The sequence below is a fragment of the Flammeovirga sp. AWQ4_249 genome (assembly GCF_056161045.1).
The window spans coordinates 184874-203024 of sequence record NZ_JBSWYJ010000004.1; the positions used below are offsets into that span (position 1 = coordinate 184874).

Annotated in this window: 14 protein-coding genes; 5 read left to right on the forward strand and 9 right to left on the reverse strand. The window is 33.2% G+C overall.

Annotation, left to right across the window (positions count from 1 at the left end):
- Positions 1–45: 45 nt before the first annotated feature.
- From hutU to ACXAHM_RS05675, 3 genes are all read right to left on the reverse strand, one after another.
- Positions 46–1743: a urocanate hydratase gene (gene hutU / locus ACXAHM_RS05665; protein ID WP_474959440.1), complete on the reverse strand. Its 1698-nt coding sequence runs from the start codon at positions 1741–1743 to the stop codon at positions 46–48.
- Positions 1744–1938: 195 nt separating this feature from the next.
- Entirely contained in the window at positions 1939–3507 is a 1569-nt protein-coding gene (hutH, locus tag ACXAHM_RS05670; protein WP_474959441.1) for a histidine ammonia-lyase, read from the reverse strand.
- A 47-nt stretch (positions 3508–3554) separates the two neighbouring features.
- On the reverse strand, positions 3555–4034 hold the full coding sequence (locus tag ACXAHM_RS05675) for a MarR family winged helix-turn-helix transcriptional regulator (protein WP_474959442.1): 480 nt from the start codon (positions 4032–4034) through the stop codon (positions 3555–3557).
- A gap of 167 nt (positions 4035–4201) precedes the next feature.
- On the opposite strand from ACXAHM_RS05675, the gene apaG reads away from it, so the two are divergent.
- From apaG to ACXAHM_RS05690, 3 genes are all read left to right on the forward strand, one after another.
- Positions 4202–4591, forward strand: coding sequence for a Co2+/Mg2+ efflux protein ApaG (gene apaG / locus ACXAHM_RS05680; protein ID WP_474959443.1), 390 nt, complete (start codon positions 4202–4204; stop codon positions 4589–4591).
- Between the two features lie 89 nt (positions 4592–4680).
- Complete coding sequence (locus ACXAHM_RS05685; protein ID WP_474959444.1) at positions 4681–6237, forward strand: sensor histidine kinase; 1557 nt, start codon at positions 4681–4683, stop codon at positions 6235–6237.
- A gap of 27 nt (positions 6238–6264) precedes the next feature.
- On the forward strand, positions 6265–6927 hold the full coding sequence (locus tag ACXAHM_RS05690; protein WP_474959445.1) for a response regulator transcription factor: 663 nt from the start codon (positions 6265–6267) through the stop codon (positions 6925–6927).
- Positions 6928–7337: 410 nt separating this feature from the next.
- Here the strand turns inward: ACXAHM_RS05690 and ACXAHM_RS05695 are convergent, their stop codons facing one another.
- Positions 7338–8624 (reverse strand): MFS transporter, encoded by a 1287-nt coding sequence (locus ACXAHM_RS05695; protein WP_474959446.1) that lies wholly within the window; start codon positions 8622–8624, stop codon positions 7338–7340.
- A 637-nt stretch (positions 8625–9261) separates the two neighbouring features.
- Between ACXAHM_RS05695 and ACXAHM_RS05700 the strand changes: the two genes are divergently transcribed.
- Entirely contained in the window at positions 9262–13392 is a 4131-nt protein-coding gene (locus ACXAHM_RS05700; RefSeq protein WP_474959447.1) for a DUF445 family protein, read from the forward strand.
- Positions 13393–13423: 31 nt separating this feature from the next.
- A complete protein-coding gene (locus ACXAHM_RS05705) occupies positions 13424–14218 on the forward strand; it encodes a DUF3575 domain-containing protein (RefSeq protein WP_474959448.1) in 795 nt (264 codons plus the stop codon).
- A 26-nt stretch (positions 14219–14244) separates the two neighbouring features.
- Here the strand turns inward: ACXAHM_RS05705 and ACXAHM_RS05710 are convergent, their stop codons facing one another.
- The 5 genes from ACXAHM_RS05710 to ACXAHM_RS05730 all read right to left on the reverse strand — a co-directional run bounded on the left by ACXAHM_RS05710 (position 14245) and on the right by ACXAHM_RS05730 (position 17943).
- Complete coding sequence (locus tag ACXAHM_RS05710; RefSeq protein WP_474959449.1) at positions 14245–14889, reverse strand: SCO family protein; 645 nt, start codon at positions 14887–14889, stop codon at positions 14245–14247.
- Entirely contained in the window at positions 14876–15463 is a 588-nt protein-coding gene (locus tag ACXAHM_RS05715; protein ID WP_474959450.1) for a toxin-antitoxin system YwqK family antitoxin, read from the reverse strand. The genes ACXAHM_RS05710 and ACXAHM_RS05715 overlap by 14 nt, the downstream gene beginning before the upstream one ends.
- A complete protein-coding gene (locus ACXAHM_RS05720) occupies positions 15435–16244 on the reverse strand; it encodes a YHYH protein (RefSeq protein ID WP_474959451.1) in 810 nt (269 codons plus the stop codon). Before ACXAHM_RS05720 ends, ACXAHM_RS05715 begins: the two co-directional genes overlap by 29 nt.
- Before the next feature lie 198 nt (positions 16245–16442).
- Positions 16443–17300 (reverse strand): helix-turn-helix domain-containing protein, encoded by an 858-nt coding sequence (locus ACXAHM_RS05725; RefSeq protein WP_474959452.1) that lies wholly within the window; start codon positions 17298–17300, stop codon positions 16443–16445.
- A gap of 79 nt (positions 17301–17379) precedes the next feature.
- Positions 17380–17943: a carboxymuconolactone decarboxylase family protein gene (locus ACXAHM_RS05730; RefSeq protein WP_474959453.1), complete on the reverse strand. Its 564-nt coding sequence runs from the start codon at positions 17941–17943 to the stop codon at positions 17380–17382.
- Positions 17944–18151: the final 208 nt, after the last annotated feature.

Consider the following 18151-nt stretch of genomic DNA (forward strand, 5'->3'; position numbering starts at 1 on the left):
TAACACTTGAAACAGAATGAGTGAAATACCTCCTCACTCAAAAATTTATTTAATGATCAAATCATGATCTTCACCAACTTGAGTAGCAATATCATATCCAGCATCATGATGACGGAAGATACCCATTGCAGGATCATTGTGAAGTACACGACGAATACATTTCTCTGCTCTTTCAGTACCGTCTGCTAATACCACCATACCAGCATGTTGAGAGTAACCAATACCTACACCTCCACCGTGGTGGAATGAGATCCATGTAGCACCACCTGTCGCATTTGACATTAAGTTCAATAAAGGCCAATCTGAAACAGCATCAGAACCGTCTAACATCGATTCCGTTTCACGGTTTGGAGAAGCAACTGAACCACAGTCTAGGTGATCACGACCAATAACAATTGGAGCTTTCAATTTACCCTCTTTTACTAGGTTATTGAAAATCACACCTGCTTTCTCTCTTTCACCCATACCTAACCAACAGATACGAGATGGAAGTCCTTGGAAAGCCACTTTTTCATCTGCCTCTTCTAACCATTTGATCAAGTGTGTATTTTCAGGGAAGGCTTCTTTTAAGGCTTCGTCAGTTACCTTAATATCTTGAGGATCTCCTGATAAAGCGGCCCAACGGAAAGGTCCTTTTCCTTCACAGAATAATGGACGAATATACGCTGGAGTAAAACCAGGGAAGTTATAAGCATTTTCACAACCACCTTGCTTTGCAAATTCACGTAAGTTGTTACCATAATCGAAAGTAATTGCTCCTTTCTCTTCTAAGTCTAACATGTACTGTACGTGACGAGCCATCGATTTCAATGACTTTTCTTTATATAAAACAGGATCTGTTTCTCTTAATTTTTCAGCCTCTTCTAATGACATTCCGTTAGGTACATACCCATAAACAGGATCGTGTGCTGAAGTTTGGTCAGTTAATACATCAGGAGTAATTCCGTCTTGGATTAATCGCTCTAAAACATCTCCGATATCACCAACTAAACCAACTGATAAAGCTTCACCTTTCTCTTTCGCTTCCATTACCCATTGGATCGCTTCTTCATAAGAGTGTGTCATTTTATCAATATATTTCGTATCGATACGCTTTTGAATACGAGCAGGGTCAATATCAACACCTAACATTGCAGCACCACACATAGTAGCCGCTAATGGTTGAGCGCCACCCATGCCGCCCATACCACCTGTCACTAAAAGACGACCTTTTAAGTCACCTCCAAAGTGTTGACGTGCACAAGAAGCAAATGTCTCATAAGTACCTTGTAAAATACCTTGAGTACCGATATAAATCCATGAACCAGCCGTCATTTGACCATACATCATTAGACCTCTTTCTTTTAACTCTTGGAAGTGTTCCCAAGTAGCCCATGCTGGTACTAAGTTAGAGTTAGCAATCAATACACGTGGTGCTTCTGCATGTGTTCTTACCACACCAACAGGTTTACCTGATTGTACTAATAATGAATGTTCGTTGTCTAATTCAAGTAATATTTTGATGATCTTTTCTAAAGATTCTCTGTTTCTAGCTGCTTGTCCAGTACCACCATAAACGACTAAGTTATTTGGGTCTTCTGCTACCTCATCTGTTAAGTTGTTCAAAAACATTCTTAAAGGAGCTTCCGTTTGCCAAGACTTCGCATTTAATTCTGGTCCAGTTGGAGGAATGTAGTGTGGGTGTTTTGCGTATTTTTCTAAAAAAGCTTCAAACTTTTGTTGTGATTGTGTTTTCGCTTCCATGGTTTATATCTATTAATATGGTTAGTGTTTCTTTTATCTATCTCAAGTGTTAAGCCGACAGGCGTAACTTGTGATTGGTCATTGGTGAAGTCTCCTGACTTCGAACCAACAAACCAAAGAGTATTTCGAAGTCAGGAGACTTCTCCGATACATAGTTCCAAGTGCCGCTATGGCTAAACACTTGAAACATAAAATTTAGTAAGTGAATTCTGCTTTGAATTCCCCTTCTAAGTTGATTTTTTCCTTCTTCGCTACTTCTTCAGAAATGCGAACTAATGCACCACTTTCGATGATATCGTGCATTGCTTTGATGTCATACGCTAATACTCTATCTTCATCAGCATGTGATACTCTTTCACGAACATAAGCATGAGCAGCTTCAATGATTGGAGAAGATTTTAATGGTCTTCTAAAGTCCAATGCTTGTGCTGCGTATAATAATTCAACAGCTTGTATCTGCTCAAGGTTTTTGATGATCTGTAAAGTTTTACGACCAGAAACAGAACCCATTGATACGTGATCTTCTTGACCTAATGAAGTTGGAACTGAGTCAGCTGAAGCCGGGAAACATAATGTTTTGTTTTCAGTCACTAAAGCTGCAGATGTATATTGAGGAATCATAAATCCTGAGTTCAATCCAACATCTGCCATCAATAACTTTGGAAGACCAAAACGACCTTCAATCATCATGTAGTTTCTACGGTCAGCGATGTTTCCTAATTCAGCAGCAGCAACACCTGCATAATCTAATGGAATTGCCAATGGCTGTCCATGGAAGTTACCACCTGAAATAGCATTATCAGCATCTAAAATAATAGGGTTATCTGTCACAGAGTTTAACTCCACCTCTACCATTTCTTTTAAGTGTAACCAAGCATTTCTTGAAGCACCATGCACTTGAGGCATACATCTTAATGAATAAGGATCTTGCACACGGTCACAATCCACATGAGAACCTAATATTTCTGATCCTTGTAGCATATTATGTAATCTTGAGGCTACATGACGTGTTCCTTTGTAAGGTCTGATTTGATGTAAAGCTGCTTCAAATGGTCTTGCTGAACCCATTAAACCTTCCAATGACATCGCTCCAATGATATCTGCAGTATCCAATGCATTGGCTAATTTCTCCACTACCTTTACAGCATGTGCCAAAATAAATTGTGTACCATTAATTAAAGCTAAACCTTCTTTTGGTCCTAGTTGAAGAGATTTCACACCTAAACGATGCAAGACATCAGATGCTAAAGCCTTATTTCCTTTTTCATCATATACTTCACCTAAACCAATAAGTGGCAAGAATAAGTGAGATAAAGGAGCTAAATCACCTGATGCACCCACAGAACCTTTTTCAGGAACCATTGGTACAATATCTTTTTCGATATGCCAGATGATTCTTTCCAATGTAGTTAAAGCGATCCCTGAAAATCCTTGCGCTAAAGCATGTACTTTAGTGATCAACATGATTTTTGAAACTTCTTTTGGAATGGCTTCACCTACACCAACACTGTGGCTTTGTAAAATCTTGTGTTGTAAAGTAGAAGTATCTTTTTCAGAAATTGTGGTTGTACAAAGAGGTCCAAAGCCTGTATTTACACCATAGACAACATCTCCTTTGTCTACAATTTCTTGAACAGCGGCTTGACTTTTCAGTACTTTATCTTTCGCTGTATTATTTAAAACGCCAGAGATTTTTCCTCTAGCAATATCCAATGCAGTGTTCACCGTTAAGTGATCAATACCATATTTGAATATTTTTCCCATGTTAGTATTATGTGATTAGTATGTGGTAAGTACTTTGTACTATGTATCTATTTATCTAAATTATCTAATACGCGTTCAGATAATGATTTCTCTTTTAAAGAACTTTCAAGAATGCTTAATTCTCTTAAAATTTGACATTCATTTTCTTTGCTGATCTCTTTCATTGCTTGTTGGATAGAAGACCAAATTGGTTTACTACTTTCCACTAATTCTTCTCCTTTCGAAGTCAAACAAATGAGACGTTTTCTTCCATCATTTTTGTCTTTTTCCATCAAAAGAAGCTCTTTTTTCATCAATGCAGTGGTCAATTGACTTACTGCAGAATGACTGACTCCTAATTGATCAGCAATTGCTCTCAACGACATTTTTTTGTTTTCGTCGAGTAAATAAAAAACCGGAAACCATGAAGGATCAAATTCAATTCCTTTTGTTTCATAGACTTTCGCAACTTCAGAGAGAAACCTTTCCCCTATTCTTCTTAGCCTACTTCCCAAAACCAAAGTTCCCGCTGATTGATAAAAATCCATGCGCTTAAGTTTTGATCAAATTTATATAAGTACTTATATAAATACAAGAAATTGGATTAAAAATATATAAGCACTTACATAAAAAAGTTTAAAAGAAAACATAAATCACTAATAAGTAAACCTTTATGTATTATATTAGTTAGGAATAACACGAATTATAATCTACTATGGAAATTGCAATTACAGAAGGAATCAAGGTAAGTGTAGAAACTTTCTACCTTCCAGAGTATTCCGATCCCTCTAGAAGACACTATGTTTTTAGTTATAAAATTAAGATTGAAAACTTAAGTGCTAACAAGATTCAGCTACTGAAAAGAAACTGGGAGATTAATGACATCACTGGTGAAGTTCGAAATGTTGTCAATGGAAAAGGTGTTGTTGGAAAAGAACCTATCTTAATTCCAGGTCAAAGTTTTGAGTACAATTCTGGCTGTCATTTCCCGTCACCATGTGGTAAAATGTCTGGTTCTTATATTATGAAAAAAATTGAGGATGATACATTATTTGATGTTGAAATCCCTGAATTCACATTAATGCCAAGTTTCTTTAATAACTAAGCAGATCATACATTCCTCTTTCAAAAGAGAAGGATTAATAGTAAATTTATATAAACCTAATTACTATTACGACCCTTTTTTTTGAATGTATGACTGCCCACGAATCTAATAAAAACGCACCTTTAAGGATTGAAGAATTACACGATTATATCTTCAATCAATTGCTATTTATTGCTATTCTAGACGATTTAGGCAAAGTATTGAGTACGAACAAAAGGGACAAATCTTTCCCTTCTATTCATCAGTATTACGACTTTGGTACCCTAAAAGACAAAACACCTAAAGTATTAACCTCAGACAACAATTCTTGGTCTGGTCAACTTTTACATCAGAAAAGTCATAAAACGCATTCCATTTCTTTAACGAAATTCAATACATATTACATCTGGGTTTCGTTTGAATTGGACCATCAAAACAATGAAGACAACGCTCGTGAAGTCATACGCTTGAAGAAAAAGGTCACTGATCTTTTGACAAACGAAAAGAAATTGCACGCCCTTTTACAGGCTAAATCATTGAATGAAATTCTAAAAGGAAAAATAAAAGATGAAAAGGACGTTTCTTTACTTTCTGACCTTCCTTTAAATCTTGAAAATTCCGCCAATGACACACTAGCACTTCTTGAAAACGAGGAAAGACAGAGACTTTCATTTGAAGCATCAAAAGAAGGCATTTGGGATTGGAATCATGTAACGAGAAAAGTACATTATTCGAAAGCCTTTTATCAAATGTTGGGTATGGACAAAAATGAGAGTGAAGGTGATATTTCTACTTTATTGAATCTCATTCACCCTGATGACCGACCCAATACAATTAAAACCTTGCAAAGGGATATTCTTATAAAAGACGGTTTTCAATCCATTTTCAGAATGTTAGATGTAGATGGAAAAATTATTTGGGTACTTCTCAAAGCGGCAATTCAAAAAGATGTCAATGGAAAAGTAATCCGTGTTATTGGAAAACATTCCGATATTACCTTCTTCAAAAACCATAGTGATAATATTCAAAAGGCTGTTCTTCAAACTGAGGACAAGGAAAGAGAACGTTTTGCAAAAGAAATTCATGATGGTTTAGGACAGACATTGACTGCTTCTGTATACCAGTTAGATGAATTTATTAAAAATACGGCAACATTAAATGAGGAACAAATTAATGTTCTCAAAAGGATACGTGAACAAGTAAGAGATGCCACAAAGGAAGGGCGAAATATCGCTCACAACATTATGCCTACTTCTATTGAAAAACTGGGATTTATTGGTTCTATTGGAAAAATTGTAGATACCTACCAAACTTTACAACTGAAGAAGGTCAATTTCTTCCATAAAATGGATCAGAATGTACTTTCTTTTGCCCAACAACATATTTTATTAAGAGTTACTCAAGAAGCGATTCATAATGCCTTTAAGCATGGTAATGCAAGTGAAGTATCTATTTCATTAAACCAGAATCTAGATCAGATCACACTCATGATTGAAGATAACGGTGAAGGTTTTGATGTCGAAAAAACGTTAGCCAATGCAAAAAAAGGACTAGGACTACAGAGTATGAAAGATAGAATCAATTCAATTAACGGAACTATAGAGATTGAATCTTCCGCTAATTATGGAACTTGTGTAATTATCGAACTAAAAACATTCACTAATTAATCCAAGAAATTACAAAAGCTATTTATTATGAAAACCAAAATTTTATTAGTTGACGATCACAGTGTAATTCGACATGGAATTCGTTCTTATTTTAAGAATTGTGATGATTTTGAAGTCATAGCAGAAGCTGATTGTGGTGAACGTGCTTTCAAAGCTTTATATGCTATGGATGTAGATCTTATTTTTATGGATATATCGATGAAAGGTATGGATGGCATTAGTGCAACTAAAAAAATTAAGGAAACCTTTCCTGAAATAAAAGTCATTGCTTTGAGCATGATGATGGATAGTGAATACATCAAAAATATGGTCAATGCAGGTGCAGATGGCTATCTTTTCAAAGATTGTACAGAAGAAGAGATTCTTAAAGCTGCTCGAGCAGTGATCGCTGGAGATAGTTATTATTGTTCTTCTGCCACTAAAAATATTATTACAAGTTACAAAGAAACAGAAGCAAAAGAAGCTAATGCCAATGATGCTCATTTTGTCTTAACCCTTAGAGAAAAAGAAGTTTTACGTTTGATAATAGAGCAATGTTCAAACAAAGAGATTTCCGAAAAATTATATATTTCTCCTAGAACTGTTGATGCACATAAGCGTAATTTATTGGATAAAACAGGGCAGAGAAATGTTGCAGGACTTGTAATGTATGCAATTAAACACAAGTTATTTGAAGATTTAAAAGCATAATAGTACTCGATTTTTTATATCAAGAAATACAACTTAGAGGTTAAGGGTGAGTAATTCACCCTTTTTTTGTGCCCTTAAACACCTTAAAAAGGCATAAATAGGTATTTTACCTATGACAATTAGGTATTTATCCAATGTGCACAACCCTAAATGAATGTAAATTTGTAACATGTTCATATTCAAGTAGAGATCATTCCTGTTAAACCTAGGAATAACTAAAACAAATTATCGAAAAAGGTAGAGTATAATAGATAGCACAATAGTTCATCAGTTACAGAATGAGGAAAAGTCCGATCTTATAGAACGGGCTTTTTTTAATGCCTATTAAATGTGGTTCATTTAAATCTATAAATAAAAAACTCCCTCATAATTGAATATAAGGGAGTTCATTGCCAATGTTAAAACTTTAATTAAGCCTCAACATCGTCTGATTTATAACCTACTAAAGCGTAGTAAACTAAGTATGCTTCACATAAGATTACAATAGCCCAAGTCATTTGCCAATCACCTAAAGCATCAGCACTTACACCTTGTAACCAAGGAAGAATAGCACCACCTGCTACACCAATCATTAATGCACCTGAACCTTTAGCAGTATAAGGACCTAATTTATCAATCGCTAAAGCGAAGATTGCACCCCACATGATAGAGTGCATTAGACCAATACCTACTAATAACCATAATTGTTGTGTTAACATACCAGCAACTGTTAATACTAATGCTACTGCTGCAGTTACTAATAATTGTGTTTGACCTGGAACTTTAGCTAAAACAGAACCACCTAAACGACCTACTAACATAGATCCCCAGTATAAAGTAGCCATTAAAGCATATGTTTCTTTTGGTAAACCAATTTGCTTTGCGTGTAATACGATATTTGAACCTACTGCAACTTCTGCACCTACGTAAACGAAGATTGCAATAACACCTAAAGTTAAGTGTTTGAAGCTCCATATTGATTTTGTTAATGTTGAAGGATCAACTTCCTCTCCATCATCTGATGCCATTGGGTTAGGTAATTCAATTTTACCTAAAACTACTGCTACTGCAATAAGAACACCCATTAGGATAGATAGTGGTAATAAGATTTGAGCTACTTGAGGAGCTACTCCACCGAAAATGATACTTGCTACAAAAATTGGAGCGATAGTCGTACCGATTGAGTTTAAAGCACCTGCAATACTAAGTCTAGTTACTGAAGATGTACCTGGTACAACACAAACAGCGATAAATGGATTGATCACAGTTTGTAAAACAGCCAATGCACAACCTAAAGCATAAGAACCTAATAGGAAAATAAAGAATGCTTGAGGAACCATACCTTCACCAATTGCTACTGATGGAAGATCCGCAAACTTAGCAGATAATGCTTCGATACCAAGACCAATTACAAGCATAACAAGACCTCTAATTAAAGTTGTCTTATGACCTTTATTGTCTACCCAAGAAGAAGCGATACTACCCATTGTAGGATAACCCATAAAAAAGGCAAAAGTAATAAAAGTAGCTAATGTATTTTGTAAACTACCTGCTTCTGAAAGCAATGCCTCTTGTAGAGGAGCTTGGAATTGTTGGTTTACTACTGTTAAGAAACCAACTACGAACATCAAGCCTACCATTATTAAGAATGGGCCTGTGTTGTTTTTCTGTTTTGTTTGAACGTCGTTCACAACCGTTTTTTCTATAGTTTCACTCATCGTATAGAGTCAAAATTGTTAATATAAATAGTTTTTAAGTAGACCAGTTTGTTTCAAAAAATTGAGAGGACGAATAATACTTCAATTCTTGTCACTTAAAATCCTAAACCGTATGCAATATAGATTTAGATTTTAGAAAGTAAGAATGACACTTATCAGTTTTGTACAATATCATCACTTTAGAGTCACATTTTAACAAATAAAAACATTTGTTTACATTTTACACTCCCATAAAAATTAATTAAAAATCGATCATCAATTGTAAAAACTACATTTACATTCTTTGGTAAAACCATCTAAATGGATAATATCATGTTAAATAAAGATTCTTTATCAAGAATTTAACTTAATTCAAATAGGATCAAGACAACAGTTTTAACAATTATTTCGTAACACAATAAGGAATCTATAACGAATACAGTGTAAAATTGCAAGAAAGTTTGATTTCGAATGATTTTTTTTATTCCATGAGATCAAATCCTTTTTTAATGAGATTTCCCTAGTGATGATCTCCCATTTTTGTTTATATTTATATAGATAAATCAATAGACTAAGTGTTACTTATTTAATTTTTAGTCTACAAATTAACCATAACAAGCACAATATCTGCAACTTAATTAGGGGTTGCTTTAAATATATGATCGGTGAAATTCTATTAAAAATATTTTCGGGTTCCGTTGTTGGATACACTACAAATGACTTGGCTTTAAGAATGCTATTCGAGAAAGTCTTGGGTATTCCTAGTATTGTTGAACAAACGAAAGAAGAATTTATCCAAAACATCAGTCAACTTGTAGAGTCTGAGATCATTCGTCATGACAATATTAGTGAAGAAGTAAAAAAAGAAGCATTTCAAGATGCTTTGTTCACAATGTTATCGGAATTCATTGAATCACATCTCAAAAATGAATTTTCTGAAAGTGACCTTATTGGACAAATACCTGAAATAGACACATCGATCGACCGATTTCTTGCCTTATTAGAAGATCAAGCTAAAAATACAATTCGTGTAGGTTTAGAGGGATTATTAGAAAATACATTAATTTCTGATTTTACCTCAACACAACAAATCAGATATATTTGTGATCGAGCATTCGAACTTATTGTTGCTATTCTTCAAAAAGAAAAACTGATTGAGATTTTTACCAATGATGTATGGCATGAATTCAAAAGAGAACAAGTAAAAAATGTTATCTCCCCTATTTTATTTGATGCTGTGGGTTTATATTCCGGTGATTTTTTTGATGAATTACACGATTCTATCAAAAATGATGAGTTGCCGTTGAATGATTTTATTGATCGCTTCTTAAAATTAATAGAAAGTGATGACTTGATCAAAGCATTAAGTGAGAGTATTTCCCAAAAGAGTCTTTCTGAACTATTAGGAAGTGGAGATCATAAAAATATCGCTATTGAAGTTCATCGAATTTTAGACAAAGAACTTCAAGATCCAAGTGAAAATGCACCAATCAAACGATTAATCAATATTTTGATTGATGTGATCCGTCATGAAGAGACCACTATTTTTGATATCCTTCCTCCCGCTATTGGTGAGAGCTTTGAGAAATTTCTACGTACTAACATTCCAATTATTTTGGATGCAGTGGTAGAATGGATTCAGGAGAATAGAAAAGAAATCAATCATTTGGTCAATGAAGCATTTGAGGAAGAATCTTCTTTTATAGGCCGTTGGCTGATGAGTCTTTTTGTAGATAGTGTCAGTGAGCGTTTCAAAGTGGTGGATGAAATCATTCATATAGCCAATAATCAAAAAGCGAAAGAAAATTCAGCAGCTCTAGCAGAACAAGGCGCTGAATTTATGCTGAATTATCTAAAGAAAAATAGCATTGGATCGCTTGTCAAAAAATTTGATCAAAAAGGAATCATTAATACCGTTCATGCTTTATTAAAGACGTTGATTGATGAAAAACTTTTAGGACAAGGTGCTAAATCGATGTCTTCCATTATGGACAGAAAAATCGAAAGTATCTGGTCTTCTGATCGTCAGCATAGAGATCTTTCCAAATTGGTCAACTTTTTAATTGATGAACAGTTAATCTCTAAGTTTTTATATCAAAAAAAATCTACAGAAAAAGGGAAAAAGATTGTCATTGATCGCTTAGAGAGAATGAAAGACCAGCCTCTTTATTCTTTATTTACAGGTCAAACTATTGAAAACTTTGGACATAGAGCTGAAGAATATTCTCAAAAGTTAATCACCAATGAAAAAATTGGGCTATCAAAAGGATTAGAGCAATTGATAGAAAAAGAAACAGATCAAAAACCTTTTTCTCGATTCATTAATACAAATACCATTGAAAAATGGACACCTAAACTCAAAAGACTTTCCATTTCATTTGCAAAAGAAGAATTTGAAAAAGGTAAAAAACGCCCAATTCATGATTTAGTAAAAATAGCTCAAAATAGTGCTTCACTTCCTCGAAAATTAACGAAGGGAATCATTGGGTATATTGACAGAAATATTAACCGTCTTTTAAAAGGACAAGTAAGTAGAATCGTTGCAGATAATCTTCAAAATAAACATCAGCAACTTCCGCAGATGGTAAAAGGTTTTATGGGTGAAAACATGAAGCCAATTACTTACTTTGGGGCCTTTCTTGGTGCACTTGCTGGCGGTCTAACGGCTTTTGTTCATTTTGGTGAGACTCCTTTAACTTTAGGGCTCGGTATTGTAACAGTATATGGTGTGACAGGATTAGCAACGAATTGGATTGCTATTAAAATGATTTTCAGACCTTACACTGCCAAATATTTCTTAGGAATGAAGATTCCATTTACTCCAAGTGTGGTTTCTGCAAATAAAGAAAATTTCGCCAATAATATGGGTAATTTTGTGGGGCAACAACTTCTAAATGAAGAATCTATTGGCAATGATATTCAAAGTAAACTTTCTTCTCTAAAAGAGAGTATTTATAAAACGTTTGTTGATACAGATTACCGAACATTAGATATACTTTTAGAAACTGAAAAAGAAGGTTTATCTAACCGAGTAAGTAGTTCTTTTTCTGAAAATCTTTACGAAAAGCGTCATGAATATGCCCAGCGTTTTGCTAAAAAATTAGAAGAAGAGTTAGTCAAAATCGATACTTTTCCGGTAGCATCATTACAAACAAAATTTGTAGATTATGCTCATAGAGACGCTGTTTATGATACTTTATCAAAATTTCTAACTAATAAAGTCATTGAATTATTAAATAATGACTTAATGCTTGATGACGCTATTTCTGATAAGTTTATTGATCAAATGTTTGAGTCTGTAAAACAAATATTAAGCAGACAATTAGACAATGCTCATCAATGGATTTTGAAGGATGAATTGTTCCATGAATTAAAGAAAATCTATCGTGATAAATTAATTGAATATAGAACCTTATCATTAAATGAAATTCCTATTTTCAGTGACAATAAATTGAAAATAAAGGAAAGTATTTGGCACCTACTCATTAAAGAAATTGAAAAAGAAGAATTTCAATCTAAATTATTGGAATTCTTTGAGAAACAAATGGTCAACATCTCGAATAAAGAACAACCTATTCGTACTTTGTTTGGAGGTAAACCGTATGAAGCACTTCAAGCCAACAGTATTCAAATCGTTGAACAATTAATCGGAAAAGTAATTCATCATTTAAAGGAAAATAATGAAAAAATTGCGGATGATGTGTACGCTGCCGTGGTAGAAAAACGTAGAATTGCATCTTTATACGAAGGAAATATCAAGCGCACAACTTTAGCTTTAACTGATAAAAAAATTCCAGATCTTCTTTTGAGAGGTCTGCCTGATATCACTAAAAAGATTCAAGATAAAATCTCAATTATATCTCGTCAAACGAAGATTAAAGACTTAAATGTTGCCATCAATAATGAGCCAATTAAAGAAACTATTCTTGGACTATTACGCAATCAACGATTATTGACGAGTGTCCAATTTGTATTGAATAGAATAGTCGATGAAATTTTTGAGTCTAAAATTGAAAATATACTTAGTGTAGGTGACATTACTGAAACGGAATTATATGAACAACTCAGTAAAAACCTTGCTCCAGAAATTACGATAGTAAGAAATCACATTACAGATCAATTAAATAATGATGAAAAAAGAGATTTAATCATTACCGATCTTTCAAAGATCATTAAACAGATTACTAAAAAAATCATCCTTTCTAAAAAGGTCAATGAGATTTTTAAACATGCAAGTGAAGATCAATTAAAAGAAGGAATTGAAAGTACTTTTGATGTAATTCTTAAATCGAGGTCATCACAAAAGCTCATTAGTAGTATCGCCTTTGAAGTTGCACAACACCTTGAACAAAATGGCATCAAAAATATTATCAATCATGAACAATTAGTATATGATGCTGAAAAAGGAATTGCCAAGTCTCTTGAAAATGTCCAAAATCGAGAAGTGATTGAACAGTTACTTAAAGAGTTTTCTACACTATTCTTGAATGACTTTAATAAATGTCTAACTCGAGAGACCAAAAATTACCTTCTTTCTAAAGTATTAGACGGTTTAATGAAAGCTGCATCGCCACATACTGCCTCCTTAATTCGAACTATTGACTTCAAAGGCATGGTAGTCACCGAAATAAACGAAATGGATCCTGCTAAGATTGAAGAGTTATTTTATGGGTTCGCAGGTATGTATTTTAGGAGATTAATTATATATGGATTCTTCCTTGGATTACCAATTGGTGCAGTTTTAGATTTTGGGTTAATAGAATTAGTATCTTTACTAATAAAAGAGTAAATTCAATATAGAATTACTTTAAGCTCAAAAAATGAAAAAAACCTATCTTTTACTCTTTTCAATCTTTCTTATTCTTAATACTACTTTTGCTCAAAAAAAGACCTTTTCAGATCCTCCGGAATACGTTCATGATTCAACAAAAACAATGATGAAAAAAAACGTCGTGAGGTTTAATCTAACACCTTATCTTTTATGGGGAGAAGGCAATTATGTTTTTGGATATGAAAGAAGAATTAGTGATTTCCAATCTGTATCCTTAAATGCGGGATGGTTAGCCTTTCCTAAAATTATTAGTCTTAATTTGAGTAATGGTACTGCTAAGGACTTTGAAAATAAAGGGTTCAGTATTGCTGCTGATTATCGACGTTATTTTAAGAAAAGAAACAGAGGTTTTGCTCCTGATGGATTATATTGGGGTCCATATTTCACCTATTATAGTTATAATCTAAGAAATGATATCTCCTTAGATAGTATTGGTGGACAACCAGTTGCACCAGGTACATCTGATACAAAAATCAGAGGAAGTCTAACGATTTTTAATATCGGATTAGAGCTTGGCTATCAATTTATCGTAAAAAAACGATTGGCAATTGATCTAATTATGATTGGCCCAGGATATGGTATTTACCATGGAAAAATGAAGATCAATAGTGATTTACATATTCCAGAAGAAGCTGACATACTAGAAGAAGTAAGAGATGGATTACTCGAAAAATATCCTGGTTTAGAAGGGTTATTAGAAGGAGAAGAAATTAGTAATGATGGTAATTTCCGAACCTGGACTGCAGGACTGCGGTTTGTGGTACAAATCGGTTATACATTTTGATTAACAAGAAGCCTAAACATGAAAGTTTAGGCTTCTTCTTTTAGTGTCGCAATATCTTTTACCAACTGTCTCATTTCCAATTTTAATGTACCATTATAAATCCCTCTTATTTTCTTATTTTGATCCACTAAAATAAAATGTTCAGTATGTAAAAATTCAGTACTATCTTTTGTAAAACCTAAGTCTTCCTCTGCAAAATAAGACTGTCGGGCTAATTGATAAATTTCACTTTTTGAACCTGTCAGAAAATGCCAATTTTTAGAAGTAATATCTTTTGCATTGACATATTCATGTAAAACATCTACGTTATCAATCCAAGGTGTCACAGTATAAGACATTAGCTTCACATTCTCATCCTCTGCGTATTCATCATCCACAATTTTCATATTTTCTGTCATTACTGGACAGATACTCCCACAACTTGTAAAGATAAAATTTGCTACATGAATCTTCCCTTCAATGATTTCTTGTGTAATCGTTTCATTGTACTGATTTTTCATCTTAAAATCTGCAATTGAATGAGATATCTTCTGCTCTATTTCTGTGTCTGAAGATAGAAAATGAGGGGTAAAATCAGGTGTATTATAAAAAGGCAGTTTTTTCTCTGAAGTCGTACAACTTCCTAAGACAAATACCACAACTCCAAAACCTATACTTTTAAAAAGTTTCATTAGATACATTGATACAATTTTTTGTTCCTAAAAGGCCATATCTCCTTCCCTCCTTCATGATATAATTCGCTTTGATTTTCCCATTATTATACCACACCTGTTGTTTTCCTTCCTCTTGACCTTTCTTATAGTTTTGATCCTTAATTAACAAGCCATGAATATTCCATTCTTTGGCATTGCCTTCATAAACATCATTTTCAAAATGATTTACAAAATGAATTTTCCCATTAGGAAAATATCCTATTTGTTCACCAACTTTTTGACTTGAATGATAAAAGCGTAAATCTTCTATTACATTATTGGGATAATATCTTGACCATTGTCCTTCTTTCTTTCCATCCACATATCTTCTAACTCTTAATGTATCAATGCCATTGGGATAAGTCCAATAAATACTTCCAGTAAATTTATGACCATTGACATAAAAAATACCTCTAGAAGAATTAGATTCTACATCTTTTGCATAAACAGTTTCAAATAGATAGACATTCTTGTTTTCATGTTTATTTGTACATGAAAACAAGAATAAGAAGAATAAAAATAGACTAGTTTGTCGAAGTACCGGGTGTTCCATAATAGCCATTTCCATTGATATAAGGATCTTCTGCAGTAATATGATAGTGATAAATGCCATCAGGATAATCTTCCGTAGCATGTTCATGACCATGATAATCATCTAAATCATCATTCGTCACCGCCGTTCCATTTTCATAAGGACCATAAACAGGAAAGCCATCGAGTAAAAAGCCTAATAACCCTTCATTTCCAATTGAATCTTGTGCTGTTAAATAAGACGGTTCAATATGGTAATGGTATTCACCTGACTGTTGAGGGTGACCATTATATTGATCAAAACTATAAATTTCATTAGTCAGAGGCTGATCATTAGGACCTGCATATTGATTATAAAATGACACACCGTTAACAGCAATACCCATTGTTCCTAATGAGGTAGATTGATGATTAGAAGCTTCCTCTGGATTTAACGGTATCTTCACTACACGGTCGAATGATGAAATTCTATTAGGGTTTAGCCTAAAATCCTGAGAGTTATATGCTTCATAACGTTCACTCCACTCTGTATCTTGATAATATGGACTTCCGTGATCAGGTAAACCATCCACTTCAATTACGACAAATTCACCATCGATATAAATATCAGAGGCAGCATAAATCTTACGATAAACAGCAAGGGGATCTTCTTCTTCAGTAGTATCATCATCGTCATCATTATTTGAATTCTGATTTTGATTTCCTGCATTTGTATTTGGGTTTACAGTATCGTCACTTTCGCTTGAACAAGAAAAAATAAGCGAACAAAAGAATAAGAGCGAAAATAAATAGACTTTTCTCATAGTTAAATAATTCATAAGTAAGTAGATCATTTATTTAGTAAAGGAACGATTTCAAAGTTTGTACTCAACTTTAAGAAAAAAATTAAAGTAAAAAACGAAAAAATCGAATAAACAACCTATGAAAGTACGTTATGAATTTAATAAATACCTTGAGAATTTACGATGAGAAAATTGAACTAAGTAGGATAATCAAATACTTTAAAGAGATATTTTAAGGCTATCAGATCTATATCGAGAAGGAGAAACACCTTCTTTTTTTTTGAATATTCTTGTAAAATATAATGGATCATTATATCCTAAATCATAAGCAATCTCATTTATTGGCATCTCTGTTTTCTTTAAGAGTTCTTTTGCTTTAAAAATTCGTTGCGTCGAGATATATTTTGAAGGTGTTTCATCATAAGCTTTTTGAAATTCTCTTTTAAAAGAAGATAAGCTCATGTTACACATTTTGGCTAGATCCTCTACAGATAGGTTTGAAAAAGCATGTAGTTCTATCACCTTTTTGAGTTGTGTTGTTCTAGGTGAATAAAGGTCATTGACTAATTCTAATACAGAGTCCACATTATTAGTTTGTATCAATAATAATATCAATTCCTTAATTTTTAATTCCAACAGATCATCATTCACTAAAGATGGATTATCAAAGTAAAATTCTAAGGAATCAATAAATCTTGAAATGAGAATTTCATCTTCAACTATTTTCGTTTTTGGATTGGTATTTTTCTTCTCAAAAAGTTTAGGTAATTCGTTGATATATAATTTTTTCAATAACTCAGGATACAAGTGTACTGCAATTACTTCTACACTGTCTTTTTCTTTTTGAGCTTTTAAAAATTCCAAAAAGTAAGTATCACACCTCAAAAGAATGGCTTCTTTGATTTTCACCTCTACATTATCTTGAGAAGAATGTAATTTGATGTGAGCATCTTTCATATATAGGAAACAACCTTCATTTTGGAAGACTCTTTCCTTTTTATAAGGTACTTCAATCTTTACTTTCTCAATTAATGGTCTTCCATTATATACAAAACTAATCGCCTCTTCTTTTTTCATACTGCAAATATAATTATCTCCATAAAATACAAAAAGAGGTGATAAATACTATCACCCCTCTTTCTCTCTGTTTGTTCATCTATACGGCTAGTTCTTTTCTTGTCCATTCAAATGGTTGGAATGCGGAATCTAGTGGTGTTTGAGCAACATGATTTGTATAGTTGCTGATCGTTTTTTGGGCTAAACCTAAAATTATATCTAATACATTTCTTTGTGTGTAACCTGCAGCATAGAAAGCATTTAAATGAGCATCACTCACAAAGCCTCTTTCTTTTACCATTGCTACAGTAAAAGTTCTTAGAGCCTCTAATTTTTCATTAGGTAATACTGTTTCATTTCTTAAGGCTTCTGTAATTGCAGGGTCAATGTTCATTGCATTTGCGATTGCAGTATGTGCCGGAACACAATAATGGCATTCGTTTTCTACATTAATTGCTTGCCATATTACTGTTAATTCTTCATTATTAAAAGATGAGTTAACAAAAGCAGTATGTAAATTATCATATGCTAAAGATAACTGAGGTGACTCAGACATTGTTGCAGATAAATTGGGAATAAAACCATAACTTTTCTGCTTACCTTCTAATAATGCTTTACTTTCTTCAGGAGCTGATTCAATCGTGTTAATTTTAAAATTTCTCATGATAATGGGTTAATATTGATCTGTGTTAAAAGTTTATTTCTTCAAGGCTAAAAGTGTTTCTTTTTTTTAACCTTATGATACAAATGTAGTAGGTTGAAATTGGAAGGAAATGGACAAAACGTTCAAGGATATGGACTTTTTAGAGATCATATATTTATTTTAGAAAACAATATCAATTCGATAATGTCATAAGGTATAGTACTTAAAT